Genomic DNA, 23965 nt, shown 5'->3' with positions numbered 1-23965 from the left:
GAAATGGCTATTTCCTATGTTATGATAGTTCTTGATCCTGACGAAAATGAGATTTTACAGGAAAAAAGTGTGATGATTCAAAATGGTGCAAAGGTTGAAAATGGTGTAATCCACGTTACAAATAAGAGGATTCTCTATGAAAAGCAGGGTGAAAGAAAATTAAGGAGAGCTGAGGCTTCTAAAATATTTCTTGAAATACCCATGTATGAAATAGTGAATGTCGCTTCAGCGGTGCCCAAAATGAGTCTGATGACAAAGAAAAAACTAAGTGTTGAATACAGGGACAATGGAGAAATGAAAATTGTTGAATTTGAAATAAAGCACCCTGAATCTCTTGTGGACACGATCAAAAACTGGGCAACAACATCAAAAAGAGAACATGAAGAGAAAATGAAAAGTGAAGATCAGGAAAGATTTAGAAGAGAAGTAGAACTGGCAAAGGCTAAGGCAGCAAAAAGTAATGTAAATATGATAAATCTGGGAAATGGGAACCAAAGAAGAGATGTACCTGCTGATAGCGGAAAGAGCAATATGCCAAGGAAAGTTGATACAATAGAGGTATGCCCTGAGTGCGGAGAAGTAGTTCCTGAAAATAGTAAATTTTGTCCTCACTGTGGATATAAGATTCACGACTGACTATTCATTTTTTAAAAATATTTAGGCAAAATCTTAATAATTGTTTATTAATTAACAATCGTGGACACAAATTTAGAATCCGTTGAAAACTGGGTAAAAGCCCAGAATATAAAATCAACCAAGGACATTGAAGTCCCAAAGATTCTCTTTGATCAGGTTATTGGTCAAGAAGAGGCAAGGGAGGTAGTTAAGAAAGCCGCCCTTCAGAAAAGACATGTCCTTTTGATTGGTGAGCCCGGTACTGGTAAGTCTATGCTGGCCCAATCAATGGTCGATTTCTTACCCAAGGAAGAACTTGAAGATATTGTTGTTTTCCACAATCCCGAGGATAATAACAGACCAAAGATAAAGACATTTCCGGCAGGAAAAGGGAAAGAGATTGTAAGACAATACCAGATTAGGGCCGAGCAGGAGAGAAGAGACAAATCAAGAATGTTTGTGACTCTTGTATTCTCAATAATACTTGTAGGTTTGATTATTTCAGTCTTAACAACCGATTATTACATAGTTTTCGTTGCCATAATGGCAGCAGCCATGGTTTACTTTATATCGGCCGTGAATCCAGCAATGAGAATTGAAAAGGCCATGGTGCCGAAAGTTCTGGTTTCCCATTCTCCAAATGATAAGCCACCATTCATCGATTCTACTGGGGCCCATTCCGGTGCACTTCTTGGGGATGTCAGACATGATCCATTCCAATCAGGAGGTCTTGAGACGCCTTCCCACGAAAGGGTCGAGGCAGGAAACATTCACAAGGCACATAAGGGAGTCTTGTTTATAGACGAAATAAACCTTCTGAGGCCTGAGAGCCAGCAGTCACTTCTTACTGCAATGCAGGAGAAAAAGTTCTCAATATCCGGGCAGAGCGAAAGAAGTACCGGAGCACTTGTTCAAACTGAACCCGTGCCCTGTGATTTTGTTCTTGTGGCTGCAGGAAACCTTGATGCAATACAGGGAATGCATCCAGCTCTGAGATCAAGAATAAGAGGATACGGATATGAGGTATATGTGAGAGATTCAATGGAAGATAATGACGAAAACAGGAAAAAATTGGTTCAATTCATTGCACAGGAAATCGTTAAGGATAAAAAGATACCTCACTTCGACGAAGGAGCTATCATTGAAATCATAAAGGAAGCACAGAAGAGATCAGGAAGAAGAGGAAAACTTACACTGAGGTTGAGGGAACTTGGAGGTCTCATAAGGGCTGCAGGAGATGTAGCCATATCTGAAAAGGCATCAATCGTTACAGCTGATCACGTTACCAGAGCAAAGGAGTTCAGCAAGCCCTTGGAACAGCAGATTGCAGATCGTGCTCTGGAGGTAAAACGTTTATACAAAACCTTCAACAATCAGGGGACCTCAATAGGCACAGTGAACGGCCTTGCAGTAATGGGTGGAAATAACGGTATGGCAGAATATACTGGTATAGTGATGCCAATAGTGGCAGAAGTAACTCCATCCCAGACAAAGGGTCATGGAAATGTGATTGCAACCGGAAAACTAGGGGAAATAGCCAAAGAAGCGGTTCAGAATGTAACTGCTGTATTCAAGAAGATAAGTGGAAAGGATCTTTCAGATATGGATATACACATACAGTTTATAGGCACTTACGAAGGAGTTGAAGGTGATAGTGCCAGCGTTTCTATTGCAACTGCCGTAATATCTGCCATAGAGGAGATACCCGTCAATCAGAATATTGCCATGACTGGTTCCCTGAGCGTCAGGGGTTATGTTCTTCCAGTGGGAGGGGTTACAGCTAAGGTTGAGGCCGCTATCGAAGCAGGTCTTGAGAAGGTTATTGTGCCCGCCTCAAATTACGGAGATATAATCCTAGATCAGAATCACAAGGATAAAATACAGATAGTTCCTGTAAACACAATCGAAGAGGTTCTTGAGAATGCACTGGAAAAGACTCCAGAGAGACAGAACCTTCTTGACAGAATAACAGGAATATTAAAATCGGGAACAAACATAACTCCCAAGGGTAGTCGTGCAGGACCAAACGTCGCTTAAAATATATAGAATTGATTCAGATGGGAAAATTTCCGATCTGCATTCTTTTTTTTCCAATCAGGATCATTTTGTGGTTTTTTTAAGGCAGTCATTTAATGAGCCGGTTGAATTTATCACAGAGGCTTACAAAAGATCAAGAAATTATAAAAAAACCAGATTCAAAGAACAGGCTTCATACTTTATGTGTCTAATTGCTGGGGAAACAAAACTTGAAAAGGCAATATCTGCCGCAGGCTTCCTACCAGATGACAGATCTTCAATTATAATCACTGACTCTGATGATGTAATAAGGGATATCCTAAATAAAGGTCTTTCTCTGAGTGAGTATATTACGGACAGAAATGATGAAAAGAAATTATACGGAGAAATGACTCTCGTAGAATTGGAGCTGATTAAATCTGACTGAACATAAGTTTTTAGCATATGGTGGTCATCTAAACATTGACGTTTTGATATACGTTAATAGGATCACAGACGACATTACACTTCCCGTAAATAATGTAGAAGAGGAATTCGGAGGCACAGCTGGAAATTTTACAAGAATTGCAGCAAAATTGGGATTACCATTTAGGCTATATTCAATAGTATCAGAAAACAGCCATAAGGGCTATATAAAATTTTTGAAGGATTTATCAGTTGATACAGAGGGGATAGTTGTAACCAGAGAAGATTATGGTCCCGTATGTTACGCAGTTAATGATGGCAATGACCAGAGATATTTCATGGCAGAGGGTCCAATGAAGAGGCTTCCCTACAAGATTCTTGACGAGTTTTATGAATATATGCACCTCGGAACAGGAAATCCTGAGCTCAATTATCAGTTAATGAACGAATGCAGATATGATAAACTTGTATTTGATCCATCGCAGGAAATTTTTTATAAATACAACAGCAAACAGATTGACGACTTTCTAGATAGAGCAGATATTATCATGGGAAATAAAAAGGAGATAGACTTCATGCTTGATAAGACCAATCAAAGTATGAGTGATCTGAGGGCGAAGAAAAAAACAGTTGTTATGACAGTCGGTTCTGAGGGATGTCAGGTATATTCAGAAAAATCTTTTCAGATTCCTTCTTACGGGACTGTTGTTAATGGAAATACCCTGGGGGCAGGCGATACATTCAGGGCAGGATTTTATCTTGGTTTATACAATGGAATGGATCTTGAAGAATCAGTTGCGTGTGGAAATGTTGTCTCCTACAATATAGTGAAGGATGGTCTCAGAAAGTTTGACATACCAAAGGAAACTATATTAAGTGAGGGAAAAAAATTAAGTGAAAAAGTGATCAGGTTCAATGGGAATTTATAGTTTCGAAGGTAGAGTTCCGCAGATTTCCGATGAGGCCTATGTTTTTCCTACTGCATCCATAATAGGGGATGTCAGGATAAAGGGTAAGGTCTGGGTCGGTCCCGGTGCTGTCATTCGAGGTGATTACGGCACTGTCATTATAGATGATGGAACGGCAGTTGAAGATAATGTGGTTATTCACGCAAGACCAGGAAAGGAAACGAAAATTGGAAAAAATGTGACTCTGGGACATTCCTGTGTGATTCATACTGCAACCATTGGTGATAATGCAGTCATTGGTATGCATTCTACGGTGACTGATTTTGCAGAAGTAAAGGAATGGGCAGTTGTGGCAGAACATGCCCTGGTCAAAACAAGACAGATCATAGATGCAGAAACGGTTGTGGGTGGTGTACCTGCAAAGCCCATAAGATCGGTGGATGAAGAGTACAAAAGATTGTGGGCAGATTACAAGCACAACTATACGTCATTCTGTGAAAGATACAAAAAGAATCTTGATGAAAAAGTATAAAATAATTCATTATCTTATGTATTATGGAAAAAGATTTTGAGATTTCAGGAGCAAAGCTGAGGGCCATTCTTGATTCAAGAGGAAACAAGACAGTAGAAGCAGAGATTAGATTATCATCAGGAGCAATAGGAATTTCTTCAGCACCAGCAGGAGCAAGTACTGGTGAGACCGAGGTTATCCCATTTCATAATGGAAAAGTTGAAGAGAGTATATCCATATTTCAGAAGAAGGTAAGAAGTGCCATAATGGGCTTTAATGCCTTGAATCAGTCAGGTTTTGACAATCTTTTAAAATCACTGGATGGCACTGAAAATTTTTCAGAAATAGGAGGTAATGTATCCACAGCACTCTCTATAGCAGTTGCGAAGGCAGTGGCAAATCATCTTGGCATACCTCTTTACAGGTACGCCGGTGGAAATTTCCGGGGAGTACTACCAAAGCCCATTGGTAACGTGATAGGCGGAGGCAAACATGCAATAAATGGTACAACAATCCAGGAGTTCCTAGTTACAAACGATTCAGAAAGTTTTCTGGAAGCAATTGAGATAAATGCAAGAGTTCATAAGAGGATAGGGGAGATTGCCAAGGGAATATTCAAGGATGTGAGCATAGGCGTGGGAGATGAAAGAGCCTGGGTACTTTCACTGGATGACGTTAAGGCAATGGAGATTTTAAAGCAGGCCGCTGATGAAATTTCAAAGGAAAGAAAAATCAAAATATATCTTGGTATGGATGCAGCTGCATCAACATACTTCCAGGATGGTAAGTATATTTATAAGGATCAAAAGCTGACAAGGGATCAGCAGATTGACTACATGATCAAGGCTCACAAGGACTTCGGATTCAAATATATTGAAGATCCGATGGATGAAAGAGATTTTGAAGGCCACGGTGAAATTACCAAGGCTATTGGAAAAGACTGCCTGATAGTAGGTGATGATCTGTATACTACAAATGTGAAGAGAATAAGGGAAGGCATATCTAAAAAGGCCACAAATGGGGTTCTCATAAAGGTAAATCAAATAGGAACCTTAAGTGATACATGGGATTCTGTCAAGGCTGCAACAGAGGCATCCATGAAAAATGTTATATCTCACAGGAGCGGCGAAACAACTGATGATTTCATCGCTCATCTCTCAATTGCATTTGGATCAGAATATATTAAAAGCGGAACCATAGGTGGGGAGAGACTCGCCAAACTGAATGAACTGGTGAGAATTCAGGAAGATCTTCAATGAACCTCAATCTTATAGGGTCAGGCTTAAGAGGCATAAGAAGCATAACCCTTGAGGAAATGGAGATCCTAAGGGAGAGCGATGTTATCTATATTGATTCATACACATCCATTTTTGAAGATAATTTCCGGAATGATCTTGAAAGTTTGACAGGAAAGAAATCCATCAGTCTTAGCAGGGAAGAAGTTGAAAGTTTTTCCTTTCTGAATAATAAGTTTGAAAATATATCCTTCGTAGTTTCTGGAGATCCATTTACTTCCACGACACATTATGCTATCATCAATGAATGCAGGAAAAAAGGTATAAATTACAGGATTTACGAAAACTCATCCATTACCGGTGCAATTGCAGGAAGAACCGGTCTTTCGCCATACAGAATAGGAATAGTAGTCTCAATACCAAGGATATACCATAATTATATCCCTGTTAGTCCCATAAAGAAAATAATGTCAAATATTGATTACGGTCTCCATACCACACTTCTTATGGATCTGGAAAGTGGCAAAAACATGGAACCTTCCATGGTTCTGAAAACTTTAGAAAAAATGGAAGAAAGGACCGGCGTACAGTTCATAAGGGGAAGACCGGCCATATCCCTTGAAAGACTGGGATGGAAAGATGAAAGGATCGATCTTGATTTTCTGGATAAAATTCTGGAAAATGACCTCATGAGTCCATATACAATAGTCATACCGTCAAGGCCTGATGCCAATGAAAGAGAGAATATGATTGGCATTTTCGGCAAAGATACTGTAGATAAAATATTTGGAACAGTTTAATACTTATTGAGAAATCATCCCTATTAAATGGACAGGAAGGTATTTTATCTAAGTGTTGCACGTTTTATAAGGGTCGTTGGGAGGATGTCAACTTTCATATTCCTTCCCATTATCTTCGTAAATTCATACGGACTTAGCCTTCTTGAAACGGGAATAATAACAGCCGCAGCCACTGCGGTAATGGCTGTCATTCAATATTTTTCAGGTCCCTGGTCTGACAGATTCGGTAGAAAGTTCTTTCTTGAAGTCATACCATTCTTCACTGCGATCGCATATGTTGCCCTATTTTGGGCTGTTGGGTATTCAAACAGCATTGTCTATATGATAACATTCTGGTTATCCACAATGTTTCTGGCCTCCCTCCAGTTTCCCGCAATTCAGGCCTCTGTCGCAGATCTCACCGCTGCAAGTGACAGATTGGCTGGATACACATACGTAAGGGTATTTGCCAACCTCGGAGCTGCTATAGGTCCGATGATAGGTGCCTTTCTTGCCGTCTACGGGTTCCAGTGGATATTCCTTATTGCCGGAATAACAAGTGCCATTGAGGGAATACTTCTTTATATCGCCGTTGGGGAAACATTCACTGGTGTGAAGGTAAAAAAGAGTAAGAAAAAAGACGACAGTGCAAGGTTTTCAAAGAATCCTTTTCTCGTTGTATTCACTCTGGCGGGAATTCTCTTTGGCTTTGTAATAAGACAAACAGGACCAGCTTTTACACTGTATATTTTTGATGTGAGAAATATTCAGATAATTACCGTAGGAATAATATACAGTTTAAATGGCCTTCTTGTTGTGCTGCTTCAGGTGCCAATATTTCGGCTCATGAATAAGAAGAGCAACGTCATGGTGTGGAGGGCCTTTGGAACCTTGATATACGGAACTTCATTTCTCCTTCTGGTAATATTTACTGGTGAATTTGCATTTCTCTTTATAATGGGTCTCATAACCATAGGAGAGGATTTCTCATCACCCACAACCCAGACAATTCTTATGGAAGTTGCCCCTGAATCCCAGAGGGGTGATTATGTGGGAAAATATTCCTTCATCACAAGCTTTGGAAGGATTGCAGGAACCATTGTTGGTCTTGGACTCCTCCAGTACTTCTATAGGGAGGCATCCATATTCTGGCTCATAATATCTGTACTCACATTCATATCTTCCATCTGGTTCTTTTCAATGAGTCCTTCATTTCTAAAAAGTGCACATAAGTTAACTGTTCCATCAGAATCCTAAAGAATATTAAGCCTTGATATAATTCACATCCATGACCTTCGAACTACAGGTTGATTCAATTAAGTACGGGGAAAGAATTCCGGACAAATATACATGCAAAGGGGAAAATGTGTCTCCGGAAATAAAATGGAAGGATGCACCATCCTCATCCAAGGAACTTGTCCTGTTTCTCGACGATCCCGATGCACCAAGGGGAAATTTCGTTCACTGGGTAATAACCGGAATCTCACCATCCGCAGGCTCTCTCCATGAAAATGTGGAGAAATCCGAAAAGACTCCGGAGGGATGGATACAGTTAAAAAATGACTTTGGGAAGATTGGTTATGACGGACCCTGTCCTCCTGGTTCCCAGGTTCATAATTATGTATTCACTCTTTATGCTCTTGTTTCCCCACTCACTGATGATGATAGAAAGGAAAGGGGGCAATTGAGAAAGCTGTGTGAAATGAGAATGGTTAAAAAGGTAACATGGATATTCCCCTATGGAAGAAAGTGAACCACTGTTCCGAATACTGGTAATGGCAGGTGGAACAGGTTCAAGGATGGATTTCCCGGATAAGGGCATTCTGCTTGTTCAGGGGCAGACTCTTATAGAGAGGAACCTGCAGTTGCTTTCAAGGTATTCTGATGACATATACATAGCGGTTTCTCCAAAAACAATTATTACAAAAAAGGTCTTTGAGAAAAAATACAAGATTATAGAGACTGAAGGCAATGGCTATTCGGAAGATCTTAGCTATTCTCTGAAGAAGATAGGAAAATATCCTGTATTAACTATTGCCGCAGATCTCTTCATACAGACCCATGACGTTGTTATGGATTTCCTTGGCTTCGCCTTTTCCAAGGGCAATGGGATAATAACAATGTTAGCCGACGGTCTCTTCTGCGGGTTGAGTTACTTCTATTCTGATCCGGAGGAAATAGGCGAAGACATGTTCTATACTCTGGATGTCAAGGGAAAGCAGGTTAGAAACATAAACACAACCATAGATTTTTTTGCCCTTATAAACAGGTTGAACAAGATAAGCAAGTGATATAATGGTAGACAGGGAAAAATTAAGAAAGTTCTTTTCATATTTTTCTATATTCAACAGGAATCGTGATGCAGCTGTCATAACCATAATTGGTGGAATAATAACAATGGCTGTTGCCTTAATAATACTGGATCTTATCATATCAAGTGGAAATGTATCCGAGGACGATATTGCACTTCTTATGATAGGTGGCATAATACCCGCTCTTATGGAAATTCTTGGCGGATTATCAATGTGGTTCAGGGAAAGTCTGAGTAAAATTGCAGGGGTAATTGTTATATTTGGATCCCTTCTATCTCTACTGGATACAGAAGGGGGTTTGGCCATAGGTTTCTTTCTTGCAATTTTTGGTGGTATAATGAGTTTAATGTACCATCCCAATAAGAGTAGATTCACAGACAATTAGAGGTAAAAAAGGGTGTATAGGTATAAACTGTTGAAATAGTGATTTGAAATGTAACTTTTTTATCGGAAACTTTTGATTTTTCACATGATATTTTCAGTATTAATCTGTTTCAATCCTAGTGTAAAATACGGAAAATATACCTGATAGGATTTAATAACAAACAACAATTCTCATGTCATGAACAACACGACTGCATATCTTCTTTTCGTTTTAATTGCCATAGTTTTCTTCTTTCTTGGTGCGTGGTTTTACAGATTCGTTCTCTGGTATCCGAGGGGAAGAAAATCTGTTACAGGGGCCAAAAGCCTCGTTGGAAAGGATGCCACCGTGGTCAGAGACAATGGTACTGTCTTAGTAGTGCGTGTTGATGGAGTCAACTGGAATGCAAAATACAATGGAACAAACAGACCCCAGGTTGGTAGCGTTCTGAAAATCAAGGATGTAAGTGGCCTTTATCTCATTCTGGAGGAGAACGGCAGTGGGAATTGATTGTTCAGATCTAGGAAGGGCACTCCTCATAATGCGGGATGGTTCCCGAAAGTTGCTTACCCTTGAAGAGACCATAAGGATCTGTAATGAATCCCTTGAATCAGGAAAGGAGTTTCATGAAATAGTAAAGAGAACAGAGCCATCAGTTAAAGTAATAAGATTCATTCAGGACTGGGAAGAAGAATGAAAATTGTTTCCGAAGACCTTTCATGTGAAGTCAATCAAAATGGTGGATTTGTAGAGGCGATAAAATTCAATGAAAATGATATTATAAAAAGAACAAAGGACCATCACAAAACTCATGGAGGAATAGCCCCGTTATTTCCATATGCAAACAGAATTAATGGAGGGACTTACGTATTCAATGGGAAGAAATATATTTTTGAAAGGGGTAATGATGGGAATTCCATCCATGGATATGCCAAGGAAATGGACTGGAATATAGTAGAAGAGAATGAAGATTCGGTAACACTTGAGACCAGCCTTTTCAGAGAAGAGGGATATCCTTTCAAAGTAAAATGTACAGTTCATATTTGCGTTTCAGGATCAAGATTCTGTGAAGTTGCCCATTTTCATAATCAAGGAGAGAATTCTGCACCAATCTCCCCTGGATTTCATCCATACTTTATGGTGGGAAAGGAATGGAATCTTTCTCTTGAAAGAAGGGCCCTGAAATCAATTAAAAAGGACGAATATTTTCCATCGGGAAATTACATAGAATTTTTCAAAAACATAAAAAAGAAAAAGACAGGATATTTTGATGATCTTTTCAAATACATTGGACCGATGAATCTATATGGAGAAAAATATTCCTATAATATTGAATCCACAAACGCAAAATACTTTATGATATACGATGGTGAGTTTGCCGAAAATACATCTGTAGCCATTGAGCCAATGTCATCACCTGTTAACTCTTTTCAGACTGGAGATGATCTGAAGATTTTGAATACCAATGAGATATGGCCCTTTGGCTTTTCATTCAGTGTTGAAGAGATCACTTCGAGCGAAAGTGCTTGAATATTATTCCAATACTTTCTCCAAGTAGGATACCTGCAAGGAATGTGAATACAACTGTGATAACTGGATCAAAAAAGGACGGCATAGACGGATCATAAAGGTAATAATACCATTTTACAAGGAAAAGGATCGACCAGGCCAGTGCAACAGATCCTGAGGATTGATAAATTTCTCTCCCTTTTCTGTCTTTAAATTCAGACAGGTCACCAATGATGAATCCAGATATAAAGCCAAAAACATATATGGACATTGAAATCTCAAATTGTATAAGCGTCAGGGTTATGGATGAATACAGGGTCATAAGCATATACACAAGTGGATACAAAATTATTTTCTTAGAGTAAGTTTTGCCAACTTTTGCTCTCAAAACCCTAACGACAATAAGAATAAGAAATATTAATAGGAAGACATAGAACTGTATCTTAAACGTTCGAAGGAACTCAATCAAAGTTTGCTCGCTGATTATGCCTGTCAATTAATTAGCCAATGCATATGATATTAATAAATTTACACCTAATAACAAATCGATTAAAAATAAATACATTTTGAATTGTGATAGTTAATATGTGAGAAATAAATTTTAAATATAAGTATTACCTAATCTATCCAAGGGAAAAAATATGAAACAGGTAATAAATAAGGAAGATAAGGCAGTCTCACCTATAATTGCTACCATTCTTCTGATAGCAATAACGGTGGTTCTGGCTGCAACTCTTGTAACCATATTGGGTGGTTTCACACACGGAGCAGGTAACACAGTAGAATCGGCCGGTGTTACTACTTCTACTAGCTCTAATGGAAGTGCAATAATTGTATCCGTAAGTAGTTCTTCACAAGCTCTTTCAGGGTCACAGATTCAATTTACCTTGACAGTGACCGATGCAAATGGAACATTCACTTTCACAGGAAATCTTAATCAAAGTTCAGCTATTGTTGCATCATCTGTAAAAGGTGACATTAACATTACTGAAATTTCACACACGTCTACCTCATTCACTGGTGGAACTACATACACCTTCGCGGTGGGATATGAAAGCGTCCACCACCCAACGTTTGTCGGATCAGTTATTTCGAGTTATTCGCTGAGCCTTGTCTATAAGGGGACACAGTTTTACAGCTCTGGGGCACAAACAGTATAATTCTTATTTTTTTTTAAAATACTAACTTTTTAATTTTTGATTGTACTATTCGTTTATGGATAAGCGAATTACAGAGTTATATATGTATATTTTTTCTATCAAGGAATTTGATCATGAAGTGGTTAAAGGCAATTTAGGCAATAATCGGGGTGAGTTAATTTGGAGGTCTAATTTAAAGCATCTTAACCTATACGAATCTTTGAGAGGAGATTGTGACATTATTGGATGGGCATCAGCTGACGACCCATCAAATATATTATCACTATTGAAGGAATTGAAGAGTTCAATTAGAGGAAAGGGCGAGATTGTCCATTCGTTTCTTTCAATATATCAGAGATCTCCCTATCTAAAAAACTCTCTAAACATTGAAAAACAGATAAATGAGAGCAGAAAGAAGTACATAATTGCCTACCCGATGTCAAAATCAAATGATTGGTATTTACTTCCATATGATCAAAGGAAAAGAATAATGGACGAACATATAAGGACAGCAATGACAGATCCAAACAATAAGGATATCCTCTCATACACAACCTATTCATTCGGAATTGGAGACCAAGAATTTGTTGTGATTTACGAAACCGATAGCCTGTATTCTTGGATGAAGGTAACTGAAAAGCTCCGTGAAGTTGAGGCAAGAAAATGGATTATTAAGGAGACACCCATACTCACCGGTATAAGGATTGAATGAAAATGAGTATTTTTCTTGTTAGATATTCTGAAATAGGTTTAAAAGGCCCAAAGGCAAGAAACGATATGGAGAAGCGATTAGTGAGAAATATTAAAATTTCTCATAAAATGATGAATAAGGAGGTCAAAATAAGAACAGAGAGAGGAAGAATATTCGTATACAGTGAAGACTCTGAAACGTCATCTAGATGTATATCCCGTGTTATGGGAGTCAAATCGCTTTCAGAGGTTATGCCCATCGATTTCAAAGATATAGAAGATATTGTCAAGGTAGTTCAGAATATTTATGTAGAAAAGGTAAAAGGAAGGACTTTTGCCGTAACGACGAGAAGAACAGGGAAGCAGAATTTCACATCTGTAGACGTGAGTAAAATAGTCGCAGATAGTTTATACAGTGAATCAAAAGGTGTTGATCTTAAAAACCCAGAAGTTCAAATATCTATCGAGATAAGAGAAAACAAAGCATATTTAATTACGGATACAGTAAGCGGTCCAGGAGGCCTTCCAATCGGAAGCGAGGCAAGAATGACAGCACTGATCTCAGGGGGCATTGATTCGCCAGTAGCGGCATGGATGCTTCTCAAAAGAGGATCTCCTGTTGATATGGTTTTTCTGTCCATGGCATATCCTCTTGATGCAGTTCAATTTCTTAATAACGCAAAATCACTGTATGAAAATTGGTATTTTGGATATGATCCCAAAATCTATATCGTGGATGTTGGAAGATTGGTGGATCAGTATCTGTCTAGGGGAAAAATGAAATTTGCAAATGTGAGCTTCAAGAAGATTATGTATAAAATAGCTGAAAGGATAGGAATGGAAAATGGTTCCTATGGGATTATCACAGGAGAATCCTCGGGGCAGGTCTCATCCCAGACTCCTGAAAACTTAAGGGAACTTAGCAGAGGCATGGAACTTCCTGTACATCGTCCCCTACTGGGTTTTGATAAGGACGAAATAATTCAGTTATCAAGAAAAATCGGCACATTCGGTAACGATAGATTTGGAGAGTTTTGTTCTTTGTTTGGCGATGTTCCTATTACTCACATTACACAAGAGGAATTGCAAAGTGATATGGATAAGTTAATAGATTATTTTCCATCGAACAAGGAGATTCATATAATAAGAGGTTCAGAAATCAGTTCATTTATGAAACTGATTGATAGGGATTATGAAACAAGTGTGATCGGTGATGATGATATTGTAATCGATCTGAGGGACAGGTTGTCATATAAACAGTGGCACTTTCCTAATGCAATCAATCTTACCATGGATAAAGTGATCGACAAAGTAAAGGATATGGAAGGTGAAAGAAAAATTGTGTTATATTGCCAAAAGGGACTCCAAAGTGCCCATATTGCATCACGACTTAGGGAAATGGGATATAACGCATTTTACGCCAATATTGAAAATGTCAAGAATCAAATTCTGTGAAATATTCACGGGCATTATTTACATGTTCTTCAGCTGAGAGTATTGCCTTTTCAACAGCTTCCTTTGGCGTTTCCACAGGATAGAAATTTCCTTCCTTATTCCTAGTTTTCCTTAAGGGCATACTCCCCAAACTAATTATGTCCTTACCTTCACTTATACCAAAGGACTCCTCAGAGATTGTTCCGTTTGAGCCATCAATTGCTATCAAGGCATCTGATGCTCTGGTAATGAGAAAATTCCTTGCATAACCAATCCCAGAAGGTATTGAATAAGTTAAAAATTCATTTTGCATTTTTCTTGTAAATCCAGGGAGTATTCCAATTACAATTCCACCCTCTTCTCGTGCTCCTCTTGCTACCTCTCTCATAACTCCATTCAAACCTCCACAAACAATAATACATTTTGATTTTGCAAGTAACTGGCCAACCTCAAAGGCCATCTTGAGATACTTCTCTTCCGGATTTGCTCCACCAATAACGCCAATGTAAAGTCTGGAAACCATTTTAACCGATTATATCTAAGTATTTTTAAGTTCTTGAATTCTTTGGCTTACAAAGAATTCCGTCTGGATTTTGATTTGAATCCTTGTGGAATCAACCTAATAATCAATTTTTATATCTTTTTTCACCATTCAGATCATATCCTACTTTAAAATTCTCCTTAAAATTTGAAAAGAATACATCAATATTTCCCTGACCATAGAAGTACTTCAGCGTAAATGTTAGTGTAAGATTGTGATTATTGTACACCGAAGTGAAATTTAAATTATCATAAGAAGTTTCTAATCCTCTGATTCCCATACCCAGAGTACCCAGTGCACTCATATTGATGCTGTATGGAAATGAAAAAGTAATATTATAAATACCAGGGATAATCATTGAATATGGGATAATAAGTTCTCTATTGCCTGAGTTATTAAATAATGTTCCATTTCCTTGCAGATTTAAGGGAATGTAATATCTTGGGGCTGCATTGTAATTTCTTGTTAAAAGAACAATTCCTGATTCATATGCCTCAATTCCGTAATCGCCCTTTGAAACGAGGTAATTCATTGCTTCACACATAGTAACACCAGAGCTACTTGAAAAACCATCATAATAACCAATGGCATAATCTACACGATTCGTTGTTGACAAATTTTGAAGTATGTAGGTATCATTTGGACCATAGCCGTAAACTGTGTCAAATGCTTCCAAGCATGATAAATCATAGTCGTGTACATCAACATAGGGTAATTGATATTGATATATCACATATGGATCGTTTCTAGGTATTAGATTTACGACATTTACATAATCGTTATACTGCTGCAAATTCGGGTGAAAAATATTCATGTTAAACGGATCTGATGAATATGCATTAATAGGAGAATATGGCTGAAAAACAATAGCAAAAAGAAATACCACAGCCAAGACAGTAATGGGTTCTTTTCTCTTTTTCATTTCTATTATTAAATGTTTCATTCTGTGTCTTGTTTTATCGTTAATTATTTTTTCTTCCTGTTCCGAATAGTGATCATGAATTCTTGCACCTTCTATCAATGCTATATAGATGAATGGAACCACTGTTACAGTGTATTGTGTATGGTAAAAATATGGATAGGTATAGATAACCGCGAGATTAAACATAGAAAGGGATGCAAATGGAATTAAGAACAAAAGCCACTTTGGTGACCTGAAAGGAATGAATAGGAGAGGTGAAAATATTAGAACCACATTTATTACTTTGTTGTCAACATTTGTAAATAAAGTTGATACAAAATTTGTTGATGAAATATGAAAGTAACCGGAAAAATATCTCTCCTGGTAAAGATAATATGGAGAACGGAAAATTACCAAGGCAGAAATGATTAACATCAATGAAAAAATTAGAAAGTTGGCCAAAATATACTTCATTTTTAAATTATGGTCCTTTTGACGGTTTCTTCGCCTTAAAATCTCTTCAATCATTATAAAAACTATAAACAAATAGGGAAAGAAAAAATATGGAAATCTGACGGAACCTGATAGAAAGAAGAATACAGATGAAAGCAAATATCTTTCCTTTAAATACATATAATAACCTAGCAAAAAGAAGAACATGAAAAAAGCCTGAAAATGATAATCAAAATAATTTACTCCTGCCAATGGAAAATAGATAAGATAGGAAATTGCAAAGAGAAGTGAAGAGGTTCTATCTCCAGTTTTCAGGATGCCAATCTTGTACAATATTAAGGCAGGAGTGCCAAGAAAAAATTCCTGAATTATTAGCATCCCCGGAATGCCATAAATTAGAATCAAAGGGCTAAAAAGAATTCTAAGCAATGAAAAACCAAACATATATTCTAAATAAGCCCATGAATGGTTAAATAAAATGGAATTAAGCGTCAAGGAAATTATTCCCGCATCAAAGACACCATCAATCATACTGTACATTCTCATAATATCGATGTAGCTCCAGGCAATTATGTATATGAGGACAGCGAGAAGGATTATTGACCCTTGAATGGATGATTTTTTTGAAATTATATCCTTAATATTTTGAAATCGGATGGTATCTTTTAGGAAGCGCATTTAATTAGTCTCATAAACAGAAAATACATTAAGATTTCTAACATTATAAATTTACAATAGATCAATTATTCACATTCAACCCATTATGGATACATAACAGAATTATTTTCAATATTGTGAACATTAGAAAACGGGTATATTCAAAGTGATGAGAATTTTAGTTCTTATGGTTTTACCAAAATTTGTCATTCCAGTCAGCACCTTTGATTAAGGGTGTGAATCTAGAATTGATTCGGTTATGAAACCTCACAATTAAAAATCAATGTTGGATGCATTATATTCAAAAATAACGTTGAATTAATGAACAAGATGCTTTAAATTTTTTAAAAAATTGATTGAAAAGGTATTTTTTATAAGATAAGGGATTTGATGCATTAGGAATAAATTTTATAACCATTTGATCATTATCCCAGTACTGCCCTGGTAGTGTAGTGGCCTATCATACAGGCCTGTCGAGCCTGTGACTCGGGTTCAAATCCCGGCCAGGGCGTCAAGATAAAATGGAATCTTCAAAATCAAAAATCATACCAGTCCAGGAAATTTATTGATTTGGTTAGGATCATTTTAGTTTGGTATGGGGGTAATTTCATACATTTAAATGAGGGCTACTACCCTTAATTCAATTAAAAGATCATAAATGTTGAATGAATTTATCATTATCGTTTTGAAAATATATAAAGACGTTTTGGAACTTAGTGAATCGAATTGGTTGCAAATTGTCTCTTAAGTTATGAATAAATTATTCCCATTGTTCATATAGTCTATAAAACCTATTTAGGGTGCATCTTCTTTCCAACGGCTTTTGTAAAGAATAAAAATATCTTTAAAAATTCAACTTCTTCCTTAACGTTAGAAAGTATATATTTTAATTATTTTCACTGTAATTCTAGATTAAAATCCCTTTACGTTTCAATCAGTTAATGTAATAACTAAATCCGATCAGGCCAAAACACAAATATATTTTTGCTAAAAAACTAAAAGTTGAAATTTATGTTACATCATAAACTCTCATATTGACATTCAAAATTTTTTGGAAAAGATTCATATAAAAATGAAGTTTTAATTTTCATATTTTTTTGTTTATTACGACAATCAGAAACTTGCATATTTTTAATTTATTCCTCGTCTTCGTCTTCACCGTCTTCCCGATCTGCTGGAGTTGGACTAGGGCCAATGTTAATAATGGCGTTAAATGTTTCCAATTCACTCCAAGTGCAGGTGTCAAATTCTGGCAGTTTATCTCCAAGAACCATATTAATACTACCCAATATAAGAATCGTTGGTGGTATTTATTCTTTTCTAAACTTAGGTCATAAGCAATAATTATAACTCTTTAGAACTATTTGTAGTATCCCGTATTTTGTGTAGCAGCTAATGGAATGACTCCATCAACAAGGAATGGTATTGCAAAAGGGATCCTGGGACAGTATACGGAAAGATAAATGATCCGAGAATTCCAAGGGATCGAAATAACAAATTCCAGACAGCTCTGTTTAAGAAATACCAGCGCAATGTTGGTATTGACGATCCTGCTGTATCCATGCATTCAAAGGGAATACCAACAAGGAAGATGGCTGAAATACTTGAAGAACTGATCCATAACGAAGATATCAAGTCGATAATATGGAGAATAACGGAAATAAGGATCAAAAGGAATAACATATGGAGATCAAGGCACCTGATAATAGATACTGTTGAAAAGGAATGTGACATATTTGCAATGGCATAGGGAATGGATAAATTTAGTTCAGGACATTAATATTAATTCAATGGTGATGCTTTCCTTGATCCTTGTCATTTCTTCACTTAGCCTTAAGATCTATCCTTGATGTAAAGGTGTTCTGTCAGAAATAATATTGTGGAGAGTGTCACTAAAACCAATGAAACTAAAAATATGAACACAATATGATTAGGTGCAAAATCGAAAATTATATTTCCCAATATTGGACCTGACGCTGAGGCAAGTGACTGGGAGAGATTGTACATAGATACTGATGTTATTCTTGAACTGGTTGATCTACCTATCATTTCATTAAAGAGAGTTAGACCTAAGCCGGATTGTGTGACTCCAATCACTATTGAAGGAGATATGATTTCTAAAAGATTTTTTGAGTCAATTATCAGTAAGATTAAAAGGAGTGTTAGGAATAAGTTGATTATTATAGTCCTTCGAAGTCCGTATTTGTCTGCTATCCTTCCCCAGTAGAGTTGAGACGTTATTGCGGAAATAGAGATTATTATAAAAATTATGGTGTAAGTATACGTACTTAGATTCAAATAGGAAGAGGAAAGTATGTAAAGCTGGAAATATGGCATTAACAGTGAACTTCCCAGATAAAATATGATAATAAAAATTATAAATGACTTGAATTTAATATCCGTTTTCCTATGTTCTCTTCTCTCCTCAACTGGTAAGGCAAATGAAGGCATCTGGGTCATTATTGCCAGTGAGATTGTAGAGAAGAGAAGTACCCCAACTAAAAAAACTGTTAGCATTGCAACAGTGTAATTTCTGATACCTGCAAATATGAAAAGTGCAATAAAATACCCTACAAGCGAAAATATTTTCATAATAAAGTTTCTCTGAGAGAAATATTTGTTCCTAACAGAAGTAGGAATTATTGTGGGAACCCATAATGTCCATGTTGTGCTGGAAGCGGAAGCAAAAAAAGTTCTAAGGGAAAGTAGCAAAACCATAAGTAGAAGCCTTTCAGTCTCATCTGGGATGAATATTAATAAAATTACAGGAATCCATAGCAATCTGTCAAGGAAAGTAATAAACACTGTCAGTTTTTTTAGATTTTCTGATCTTTTAGTGAATCTTACCGCATAAAATTGGGCAAGAGGCACTAAAAATACTGGAATTCCAGTGATGTAACCAATAGGTGCATTCTTACCGAAAAAAGGAATTGAGAGTGGTACAAGAAAAGGTGTAGTCATGCTACTATAAATAGCCCAAAACGATCCATCAGATATGGATAGTTTCTCAGTAGATTTCGTGACATCATCACTTGAAATAAAGAACGAAAGAATGTAACTTTTTAATGTACCAATCTGTACACCCATATTCAAATCTCCAAATTTGATCCTCAAGGAGTGCTGGAAGCAAATTGTAACCTCCCGAGTCAATATGATATAAAAATTTTGACATGATATTGTTGCCATTTAATTACTCTTTTACCTTTTTTAAGAAAAAACTGTCCGTGATCACTACTGATAATAGTATATTAGCGTAAAGTTTATGAATAACTGTTTGAATATCTTTTTGGTATCTATGAGTAAAGATAGAATTTCTGGTATCAAATCTCTTCGGGTACTTCTGTCCATCAGATTCGAACGTGTATCCTACAGGTTCCGAAAGGACAAAAATGAAGAGTTTCATAAAACCGTATGAATGTTCCCTGAAAGGCTCTATTTTTTTCCCTTCTGATGTTACCAGTTTTAATTCCTTTGTGGTAACAGGGGATACCACCTTTACCATATACCTTCCACCGAGTTTTGAATAGAAAAGACTGGAATTCTGGTCGTGGAATAAGGATTTCTGGGGCAGAGTTAATTTCAAAGGGGTTTTTCTCTTCTTTCTATTCTCGTCACACTTAAAATACTGATCAATCTCCACATAATAGGAATATTCACCGGGTTGAAGGTAAATCTCACCAGTCCATTTTCCGTCATTCCTTTCAAGGGATATTGATCCGTCTCCATTGCAGTTAAAATTCCCTGAAATATAACAGGACTGATCATAGTCTTCAGATGGGATCGAAAATATTACTTTATAATGGAAACCGTCAGTATTCTCAATTATGGGCATTATACATAGTAATCCCGTAAATCGTATAAATCATTTTTCAGGATTATTTAAATAGGATGAATTCAGATTAAAAGATTGACCTTAAAAGGTTCCACCTTTTCTCCCTTCTTCAGTTTCCCATTTTCAACCTCAAATTCATATTCTTTGTCATTCAGATATATGTTGAATATCCCATCACCATAAAGATACAAATTACCATCAAATATAACCGATGTTCCTTTCTTAATAAAAATAGGATATTCCTCACTTGTCTCTATGGAAACATTTCCTTCCATTCTTTCCTGGGTCCAAAAATTGTACCAGATACCTTCCGGAATATAGACCTGCCTTGTCTTGGTTTTTTCAAATATCTGTGGAGCATAAAGGATGCCTTCACCTAAAATATATTCGTCATCGCAGTAGAAAGACTCAGGGTTATGATACAAGTAAGCAAGAGGATAAACTGCCGGTTTGTAATTTTTGGAGGAAAAATAGAGGGCGCTGTAAATCTGGTCAATGAACTTGTATCTAAGATCAATACTTTTTAAAATGGAACCCTTTGCCTGGCCTGGAAGAAGAAATATTTGCTGATCGTTTCCGTCTATTGTCTTATGATTCCTGTACAGTGGAAAGAACAGTGCCATTCGATAATAGGCTGCAATTAATTCTGGGGAGCTGTCCCCAAAAAATCCACCAAGATCACAACCTACAACTGTAACTCCGCTTATGGAAAGACTGGTAACCATGGATATCTGAAGTAATACATCATCCCAGGATGATTTTGTATCTCCCGTCCATACGGCAGCATATTTCTGAATCCCGGCAAATCCAGACCTCGTTAAAACAAAGGGCTTCTCTACACTTTCACTCAGTGCCTCAAAGGTAGCCTTTACCTCAAGATAGGAATAGGCATTTCTGACATTCCTGTGCTTTATCTTCTTGCCATTATCGAGCAAATGGATGGCATCAAGATCAAACATGTGATCCTCGGTCAGAATCGTTGGCTCATTCATATCCAGCCATATACCGTCTATGCCCTGTTTAGCCCACTGTTTAATTTCCGATTTCCAGAAATTTCTACCCTTACTATTCAGGAAATCGGGGAAAACAGAATTACCTGGCCACATGTTGGCAAAATATATGTCACCGTTTGATTTGAATACATAAGAACCCATGCCTCTTATGAAAACATCGTAATTCTGGTCCGCCTTGATACTTGGATCCACAATTGTTACCACCTTTATGCCCATTTCATGCATTTCTCTGAGAAATTCAGAACCATCTCTGAATCTCTCCTTGTCCCATTTAAAGATTCTGTATCCGTCCATGTAATGTATGTCCATATACATGGCATCCACCTTTGTGATCTGTTTGTATCTTCTGGCAATATTCAGTGCCTCCTTTTCGGGATAATAAGAATATCTTGAAATTGTATGGCCGATTGCCCATTTTGGTGGCATAAATGGCTTTCCGGTTAATCTTATGAAAGAATCAACTATTTCCCTTACCTCCAATCCTCTAAACATAAAAATCTGAAGGCTCGGAGAAAAAGCTTCTATTCGAATTCTGTCATAATTCTCAACTCCTGTATCGAACTTAATCTCCCCGGTAAAATTTATAAAAAGGCCTATGGAAGAATCAGGATCATTTTTTATTATGAAGGGTATTGGAAAATATATGGGATCTTTCCCTCTTTCGTAACCACCAGGATCAGAGTTCAGGGACGATAACTTGAGTCTTTTCCTGTCTATTCTGAAGGCTCTTTCTCCTAAACCAAGTATGTGGGAGTCAATGTTTATGGGCATTGTTATTGTAATGTGCTCGTCCTTTTCATCCAGTTCAAATTCATGAACAGATTCATTTTCGCTCATTTTTTCCGTTCCTTTGGCGAATTCAATTATGGGTTCAGGGTTATTCACATTGATAATTTTATAGTAATCTCCATTCATTATTTCTATTTGCATTGATGCAGATTGAACTCAGGCATATACCTTTTTTGCATGGAAAAATAAAGTGAAAAATTTTCTTAATATAAAGTGTTTAAATATTTATATTCACAATTTCATTGTTACCAAATAAGTAAAATTAACATTTATTGTATGAGTATAATTTATATTGACTTTGAGATAAACATGAATTCACAACTCATGGTAGTAGTTATTTTACCTTTACACGGCATGAATACATTGCAACGTCTTCCATTCTGGCGGATCTGCCCCCAACCCAAAGTTTTCTGTTTCTATTTCTAATCTGAAAACTATGTCTGAAACCGTCCTCAATTACAACATCCATTACGGATCCTGCTATTTTTGTGTCAATTCCTCTTATTTTTCCATCAACTTCGGCCTGTATCTTGTGGCCATCACTCATTGCCTCCTGTATATACCAGCATGCCAGCCAGCCAGTGGAAAAGCTTCTGTCACTGAATTTAATTCCGCTTCCAACCATAGTGGATGGTTTCCATATTGTGTGATAGAAATAATAACTGGACATGTGGACAATTTCATTTTCATCTGCATATATGGCATAATTTAGCTCCTTTTTGCCCCTGTCGATTCTCAGCATTACAGACTTTCTATCTGTTATAAGGGCTTCAGTTGCAGGACCATTTCTCTTTCTTACTATGGCGTTTTCCAAAAAGGAGAGGTCGTGTTCGTTTGAATCAGGGAACAGTACCACAACAACTGTAACTCCCCGTTTTATGGCATCTCGCATAGGGTCAAAGAGAAATTTCAATTCATCATAGGATGCTGAAATCATTATTTCCTCGTTTGCCTCATCAATATTTTTCCTCATCTCGTTTCGTATCTTTCTTTCCGATTGTATTATCCACAGATAGGGATCAGTAGTTCCAGACCTCTTCCTGGCAAGTTCTATCTGTTTAGAAATCTCAGTAATACTTCTTTCCATAAGATCAATTTCATTCCTAAAACTATCCTCCACGCTTCTTGCCTTATAGACTCTTTTCTTTCCTGGGCTAAATTCAATGAGATTTCTTGCAAGCAACCTAGATATCACATCATAAACTCTTGGTTGTGGTATTCCTGAATACTGCACAGCCTCAGTGGAAGTTAGTGGCCCTTTCAACGCAATTGCTTTGTATACCTTTATTTCGTATGTGGTTAGTCCAAACTTCTTCAGATTCTCGAAGGGGTCTTCACTCATATCTATATAAACCATAATTGAATAATAAGTTTTCCGGGGAACTCTCATTTTGTTAAAAAATTCAGAAATATCAAACTAAAGTATTTTCAGAGTTTTTCTTTTTGACTTCAGTCCACTGATAATTTTAACCTGATCTCTTTTGACGTGGTAATATTCTGAAACCTGTTTAATTATGTCTCTGTTGGCCATGTTATTCTGTGGAAGAACATTAGTCTGTACGACCAAATAGTCTTCCATTTCAACGATCCTGGCCTCTCCTCTCTTAACAATTACTTTTACAATCACTATGATTGTAATTGAAAGAAGGTATAAAACTGATATATCCAAGGTATATTCTGACTCAGAGAAGGAAAGGAGGTTTCAGTTTCTTAAAATTCTGCATAGCGTCCCAAATGTTGTGTATTTATAAAGGATACCTCCTTTGGAACATTTCCTTAATCTCATCAATGCATTTATAATATCCTCTCAATGATCTCATAGACCATTTGTCATTTATCTCTGCTGCCCTCAGATAAATGAT

At 37.0% G+C, this 23965-nt stretch carries 27 protein-coding genes and 1 tRNA gene; 19 read left to right on the top strand and 9 right to left on the bottom strand.

The window, feature by feature from the left end; genetic code table 11:
- The first annotated feature begins 3 nt into the window (after positions 1 to 3).
- The 14 genes from ACNF42_RS00140 (at position 4) to ACNF42_RS00075 (ending at position 10675) form a co-directional block, all read left to right on the top strand.
- Positions 4 to 636: a zinc ribbon domain-containing protein gene (locus ACNF42_RS00140; protein ID WP_443337558.1), complete on the top strand. Its 633-nt coding sequence runs from the start codon at positions 4 to 6 to the stop codon at positions 634 to 636.
- Between the two features lie 60 nt (positions 637 to 696).
- Positions 697 to 2652 (top strand): ATP-dependent protease LonB, encoded by a 1956-nt coding sequence (gene lonB, locus ACNF42_RS00135; RefSeq protein ID WP_443337557.1) that lies wholly within the window; start codon positions 697 to 699, stop codon positions 2650 to 2652.
- Positions 2653 to 2722: 70 nt separating this feature from the next.
- Positions 2723 to 3058 carry a hypothetical protein gene (locus ACNF42_RS00130; RefSeq protein ID WP_443337556.1) on the top strand — a complete coding sequence of 112 codons (336 nt, stop codon included), beginning with the start codon at positions 2723 to 2725 and terminating at the stop codon, positions 3056 to 3058.
- Complete coding sequence (locus ACNF42_RS00125) at positions 3051 to 3965, top strand: PfkB family carbohydrate kinase (RefSeq protein ID WP_443337685.1); 915 nt, start codon at positions 3051 to 3053, stop codon at positions 3963 to 3965. The genes ACNF42_RS00130 and ACNF42_RS00125 overlap by 8 nt, the downstream gene beginning before the upstream one ends.
- Entirely contained in the window at positions 3952 to 4476 is a 525-nt protein-coding gene (locus tag ACNF42_RS00120; RefSeq protein WP_443337555.1) for a gamma carbonic anhydrase family protein, read from the top strand. Before ACNF42_RS00125 ends, ACNF42_RS00120 begins: the two co-directional genes overlap by 14 nt.
- Before the next feature lie 23 nt (positions 4477 to 4499).
- Positions 4500 to 5714: a phosphopyruvate hydratase gene (gene eno, locus ACNF42_RS00115; RefSeq protein ID WP_443337554.1), complete on the top strand. Its 1215-nt coding sequence runs from the start codon at positions 4500 to 4502 to the stop codon at positions 5712 to 5714.
- Complete coding sequence (dph5, locus tag ACNF42_RS00110; protein ID WP_443337553.1) at positions 5711 to 6490, top strand: diphthine synthase; 780 nt, start codon at positions 5711 to 5713, stop codon at positions 6488 to 6490. Before eno ends, dph5 begins: the two co-directional genes overlap by 4 nt.
- A gap of 27 nt (positions 6491 to 6517) precedes the next feature.
- Complete coding sequence (locus tag ACNF42_RS00105; protein WP_443337552.1) at positions 6518 to 7726, top strand: MFS transporter; 1209 nt, start codon at positions 6518 to 6520, stop codon at positions 7724 to 7726.
- Positions 7727 to 7757: 31 nt separating this feature from the next.
- A complete protein-coding gene (locus ACNF42_RS00100) occupies positions 7758 to 8222 on the top strand; it encodes a YbhB/YbcL family Raf kinase inhibitor-like protein (protein ID WP_443337551.1) in 465 nt (154 codons plus the stop codon).
- The gene (locus tag ACNF42_RS00095; protein WP_443337550.1) at positions 8209 to 8760 is read left to right on the top strand and encodes an NTP transferase domain-containing protein; all 552 of its coding nucleotides are present in this window, start codon (positions 8209 to 8211) and stop codon (positions 8758 to 8760) included. Before ACNF42_RS00100 ends, ACNF42_RS00095 begins: the two co-directional genes overlap by 14 nt.
- Before the next feature lie 4 nt (positions 8761 to 8764).
- The gene (locus ACNF42_RS00090) at positions 8765 to 9166 is read left to right on the top strand and encodes a DUF6114 domain-containing protein (RefSeq protein WP_443337549.1); all 402 of its coding nucleotides are present in this window, start codon (positions 8765 to 8767) and stop codon (positions 9164 to 9166) included.
- 177 nt (positions 9167 to 9343) lie between these two features.
- Entirely contained in the window at positions 9344 to 9655 is a 312-nt protein-coding gene (locus ACNF42_RS00085; protein WP_443337548.1) for an NfeD family protein, read from the top strand.
- Positions 9645 to 9842, top strand: a complete 198-nt coding sequence (locus ACNF42_RS00080) for a hypothetical protein (protein ID WP_443337546.1) — start codon at positions 9645 to 9647, stop codon at positions 9840 to 9842. Before ACNF42_RS00085 ends, ACNF42_RS00080 begins: the two co-directional genes overlap by 11 nt.
- Positions 9839 to 10675: an aldose 1-epimerase gene (locus tag ACNF42_RS00075; protein ID WP_443337544.1), complete on the top strand. Its 837-nt coding sequence runs from the start codon at positions 9839 to 9841 to the stop codon at positions 10673 to 10675. Before ACNF42_RS00080 ends, ACNF42_RS00075 begins: the two co-directional genes overlap by 4 nt.
- Here ACNF42_RS00075 and ACNF42_RS00070 read toward each other — a convergent pair.
- Positions 10653 to 11150 (bottom strand): hypothetical protein, encoded by a 498-nt coding sequence (locus ACNF42_RS00070; protein WP_443337543.1) that lies wholly within the window; start codon positions 11148 to 11150, stop codon positions 10653 to 10655. The two genes, ACNF42_RS00075 and ACNF42_RS00070, sit on opposite strands and share 23 nt — an antisense overlap.
- A 145-nt stretch (positions 11151 to 11295) precedes the next feature.
- Between ACNF42_RS00070 and ACNF42_RS00065 the strand changes: the two genes are divergently transcribed.
- The 3 genes from ACNF42_RS00065 to ACNF42_RS00055 are packed head-to-tail and all read left to right on the top strand — an operon-like array spanning position 11296 to position 13938.
- Entirely contained in the window at positions 11296 to 11814 is a 519-nt protein-coding gene (locus ACNF42_RS00065; RefSeq protein ID WP_443337542.1) for an archaellin/type IV pilin N-terminal domain-containing protein, read from the top strand.
- A gap of 55 nt (positions 11815 to 11869) precedes the next feature.
- Complete coding sequence (locus ACNF42_RS00060) at positions 11870 to 12505, top strand: chlorite dismutase family protein (protein WP_443337541.1); 636 nt, start codon at positions 11870 to 11872, stop codon at positions 12503 to 12505.
- 2 nt (positions 12506 to 12507) lie between these two features.
- Positions 12508 to 13938, top strand: a complete 1431-nt coding sequence (locus ACNF42_RS00055; protein WP_443337540.1) for a tRNA sulfurtransferase — start codon at positions 12508 to 12510, stop codon at positions 13936 to 13938.
- On the opposite strand, the gene ACNF42_RS00050 is transcribed toward ACNF42_RS00055, so the two are convergent.
- Positions 13919 to 14440, bottom strand: coding sequence for a TIGR00725 family protein (locus ACNF42_RS00050; RefSeq protein ID WP_443337539.1), 522 nt, complete (start codon positions 14438 to 14440; stop codon positions 13919 to 13921). The genes ACNF42_RS00055 and ACNF42_RS00050 overlap by 20 nt on opposite strands.
- A gap of 103 nt (positions 14441 to 14543) precedes the next feature.
- Complete coding sequence (locus tag ACNF42_RS00045) at positions 14544 to 16358, bottom strand: DUF2079 domain-containing protein (RefSeq protein ID WP_443337537.1); 1815 nt, start codon at positions 16356 to 16358, stop codon at positions 14544 to 14546.
- Between the two features lie 549 nt (positions 16359 to 16907).
- On the opposite strand from ACNF42_RS00045, the gene ACNF42_RS00040 reads away from it, so the two are divergent.
- A tRNA-Asp gene (locus ACNF42_RS00040) sits at positions 16908 to 16980 on the top strand.
- Positions 16981 to 17605: 625 nt separating this feature from the next.
- Here the strand turns inward: ACNF42_RS00040 and ACNF42_RS00035 are convergent.
- Positions 17606 to 17758 carry a hypothetical protein gene (locus tag ACNF42_RS00035; RefSeq protein ID WP_443337536.1) on the bottom strand — a complete coding sequence of 51 codons (153 nt, stop codon included), beginning with the start codon at positions 17756 to 17758 and terminating at the stop codon, positions 17606 to 17608.
- Between the two features lie 119 nt (positions 17759 to 17877).
- Here ACNF42_RS00035 and ACNF42_RS00030 point away from each other — a divergent pair, with 119 nt between their 5' ends.
- Positions 17878 to 18219: a transposase gene (locus ACNF42_RS00030; RefSeq protein WP_443337683.1), complete on the top strand. Its 342-nt coding sequence runs from the start codon at positions 17878 to 17880 to the stop codon at positions 18217 to 18219.
- Positions 18220 to 18302: 83 nt separating this feature from the next.
- On the opposite strand, the gene ACNF42_RS00025 is transcribed toward ACNF42_RS00030, so the two are convergent.
- The 5 genes from ACNF42_RS00025 to ACNF42_RS00005 form a co-directional block, all read right to left on the bottom strand.
- Complete coding sequence (locus ACNF42_RS00025) at positions 18303 to 19556, bottom strand: MFS transporter (RefSeq protein WP_443337535.1); 1254 nt, start codon at positions 19554 to 19556, stop codon at positions 18303 to 18305.
- Positions 19557 to 19659: 103 nt separating this feature from the next.
- Positions 19660 to 20301 (bottom strand): early set domain-containing protein, encoded by a 642-nt coding sequence (locus tag ACNF42_RS00020; RefSeq protein WP_443337534.1) that lies wholly within the window; start codon positions 20299 to 20301, stop codon positions 19660 to 19662.
- A gap of 62 nt (positions 20302 to 20363) precedes the next feature.
- The gene (locus ACNF42_RS00015) at positions 20364 to 22244 is read right to left on the bottom strand and encodes a TIM-barrel domain-containing protein (protein WP_443337532.1); all 1881 of its coding nucleotides are present in this window, start codon (positions 22242 to 22244) and stop codon (positions 20364 to 20366) included.
- A 193-nt stretch (positions 22245 to 22437) separates the two neighbouring features.
- Positions 22438 to 23445 carry a TrmB family transcriptional regulator gene (locus tag ACNF42_RS00010; RefSeq protein ID WP_443337531.1) on the bottom strand — a complete coding sequence of 336 codons (1008 nt, stop codon included), beginning with the start codon at positions 23443 to 23445 and terminating at the stop codon, positions 22438 to 22440.
- Positions 23446 to 23520: 75 nt separating this feature from the next.
- Entirely contained in the window at positions 23521 to 23730 is a 210-nt protein-coding gene (locus ACNF42_RS00005) for an ACR/YggU family protein (RefSeq protein ID WP_443337530.1), read from the bottom strand.
- Positions 23731 to 23965 lie beyond the last annotated feature (235 nt).

It is taken from the genome of Cuniculiplasma thermophilum, assembly GCF_052315355.1.
In the GTDB taxonomy this organism is placed as follows: domain Archaea; phylum Thermoplasmatota; class Thermoplasmata; order Thermoplasmatales; family Thermoplasmataceae; genus Cuniculiplasma.
Note: the sequence above shows the minus strand (reverse complement) of the source record. Positions and strands in the feature narration are given on the sequence as shown.

Bases quoted from the DNA above. Each gene is read 5' to 3' on its own strand.
- ACNF42_RS00140 (WP_443337558.1), top strand. From the start codon at position 4: ATGGCTATTTCCTATGTTATGATAGTTCTTGATCCTGACGAAAATGAG.
- ACNF42_RS00120 (WP_443337555.1), top strand. From the start codon at position 3,952: ATGGGAATTTATAGTTTCGAAGGTAGAGTTCCGCAGATTTCCGATGAG.
- eno (WP_443337554.1), top strand. From the start codon at position 4,500: ATGGAAAAAGATTTTGAGATTTCAGGAGCAAAGCTGAGGGCCATTCTT.
- dph5 (WP_443337553.1), top strand. From the start codon at position 5,711: ATGAACCTCAATCTTATAGGGTCAGGCTTAAGAGGCATAAGAAGCATA.
- ACNF42_RS00105 (WP_443337552.1), top strand. From the start codon at position 6,518: ATGGACAGGAAGGTATTTTATCTAAGTGTTGCACGTTTTATAAGGGTC.
- ACNF42_RS00100 (WP_443337551.1), top strand. From the start codon at position 7,758: ATGACCTTCGAACTACAGGTTGATTCAATTAAGTACGGGGAAAGAATT.
- ACNF42_RS00095 (WP_443337550.1), top strand. From the start codon at position 8,209: ATGGAAGAAAGTGAACCACTGTTCCGAATACTGGTAATGGCAGGTGGA.
- ACNF42_RS00090 (WP_443337549.1), top strand. From the start codon at position 8,765: ATGGTAGACAGGGAAAAATTAAGAAAGTTCTTTTCATATTTTTCTATA.
- ACNF42_RS00085 (WP_443337548.1), top strand. From the start codon at position 9,344: ATGAACAACACGACTGCATATCTTCTTTTCGTTTTAATTGCCATAGTT.
- ACNF42_RS00075 (WP_443337544.1), top strand. From the start codon at position 9,839: ATGAAAATTGTTTCCGAAGACCTTTCATGTGAAGTCAATCAAAATGGT.
- ACNF42_RS00065 (WP_443337542.1), top strand. From the start codon at position 11,296: ATGAAACAGGTAATAAATAAGGAAGATAAGGCAGTCTCACCTATAATT.
- ACNF42_RS00060 (WP_443337541.1), top strand. From the start codon at position 11,870: ATGGATAAGCGAATTACAGAGTTATATATGTATATTTTTTCTATCAAG.
- ACNF42_RS00055 (WP_443337540.1), top strand. From the start codon at position 12,508: ATGAGTATTTTTCTTGTTAGATATTCTGAAATAGGTTTAAAAGGCCCA.
- ACNF42_RS00050 (WP_443337539.1), bottom strand. From the start codon at position 14,440: ATGGTTTCCAGACTTTACATTGGCGTTATTGGTGGAGCAAATCCGGAA.
- ACNF42_RS00045 (WP_443337537.1), bottom strand. From the start codon at position 16,358: ATGAGAATGTACAGTATGATTGATGGTGTCTTTGATGCGGGAATAATT.
- ACNF42_RS00025 (WP_443337535.1), bottom strand. From the start codon at position 19,556: ATGGGTGTACAGATTGGTACATTAAAAAGTTACATTCTTTCGTTCTTT.
- ACNF42_RS00020 (WP_443337534.1), bottom strand. From the start codon at position 20,301: ATGCCCATAATTGAGAATACTGACGGTTTCCATTATAAAGTAATATTT.
- ACNF42_RS00015 (WP_443337532.1), bottom strand. From the start codon at position 22,244: ATGCAAATAGAAATAATGAATGGAGATTACTATAAAATTATCAATGTG.
- ACNF42_RS00010 (WP_443337531.1), bottom strand. From the start codon at position 23,445: ATGAGTGAAGACCCCTTCGAGAATCTGAAGAAGTTTGGACTAACCACA.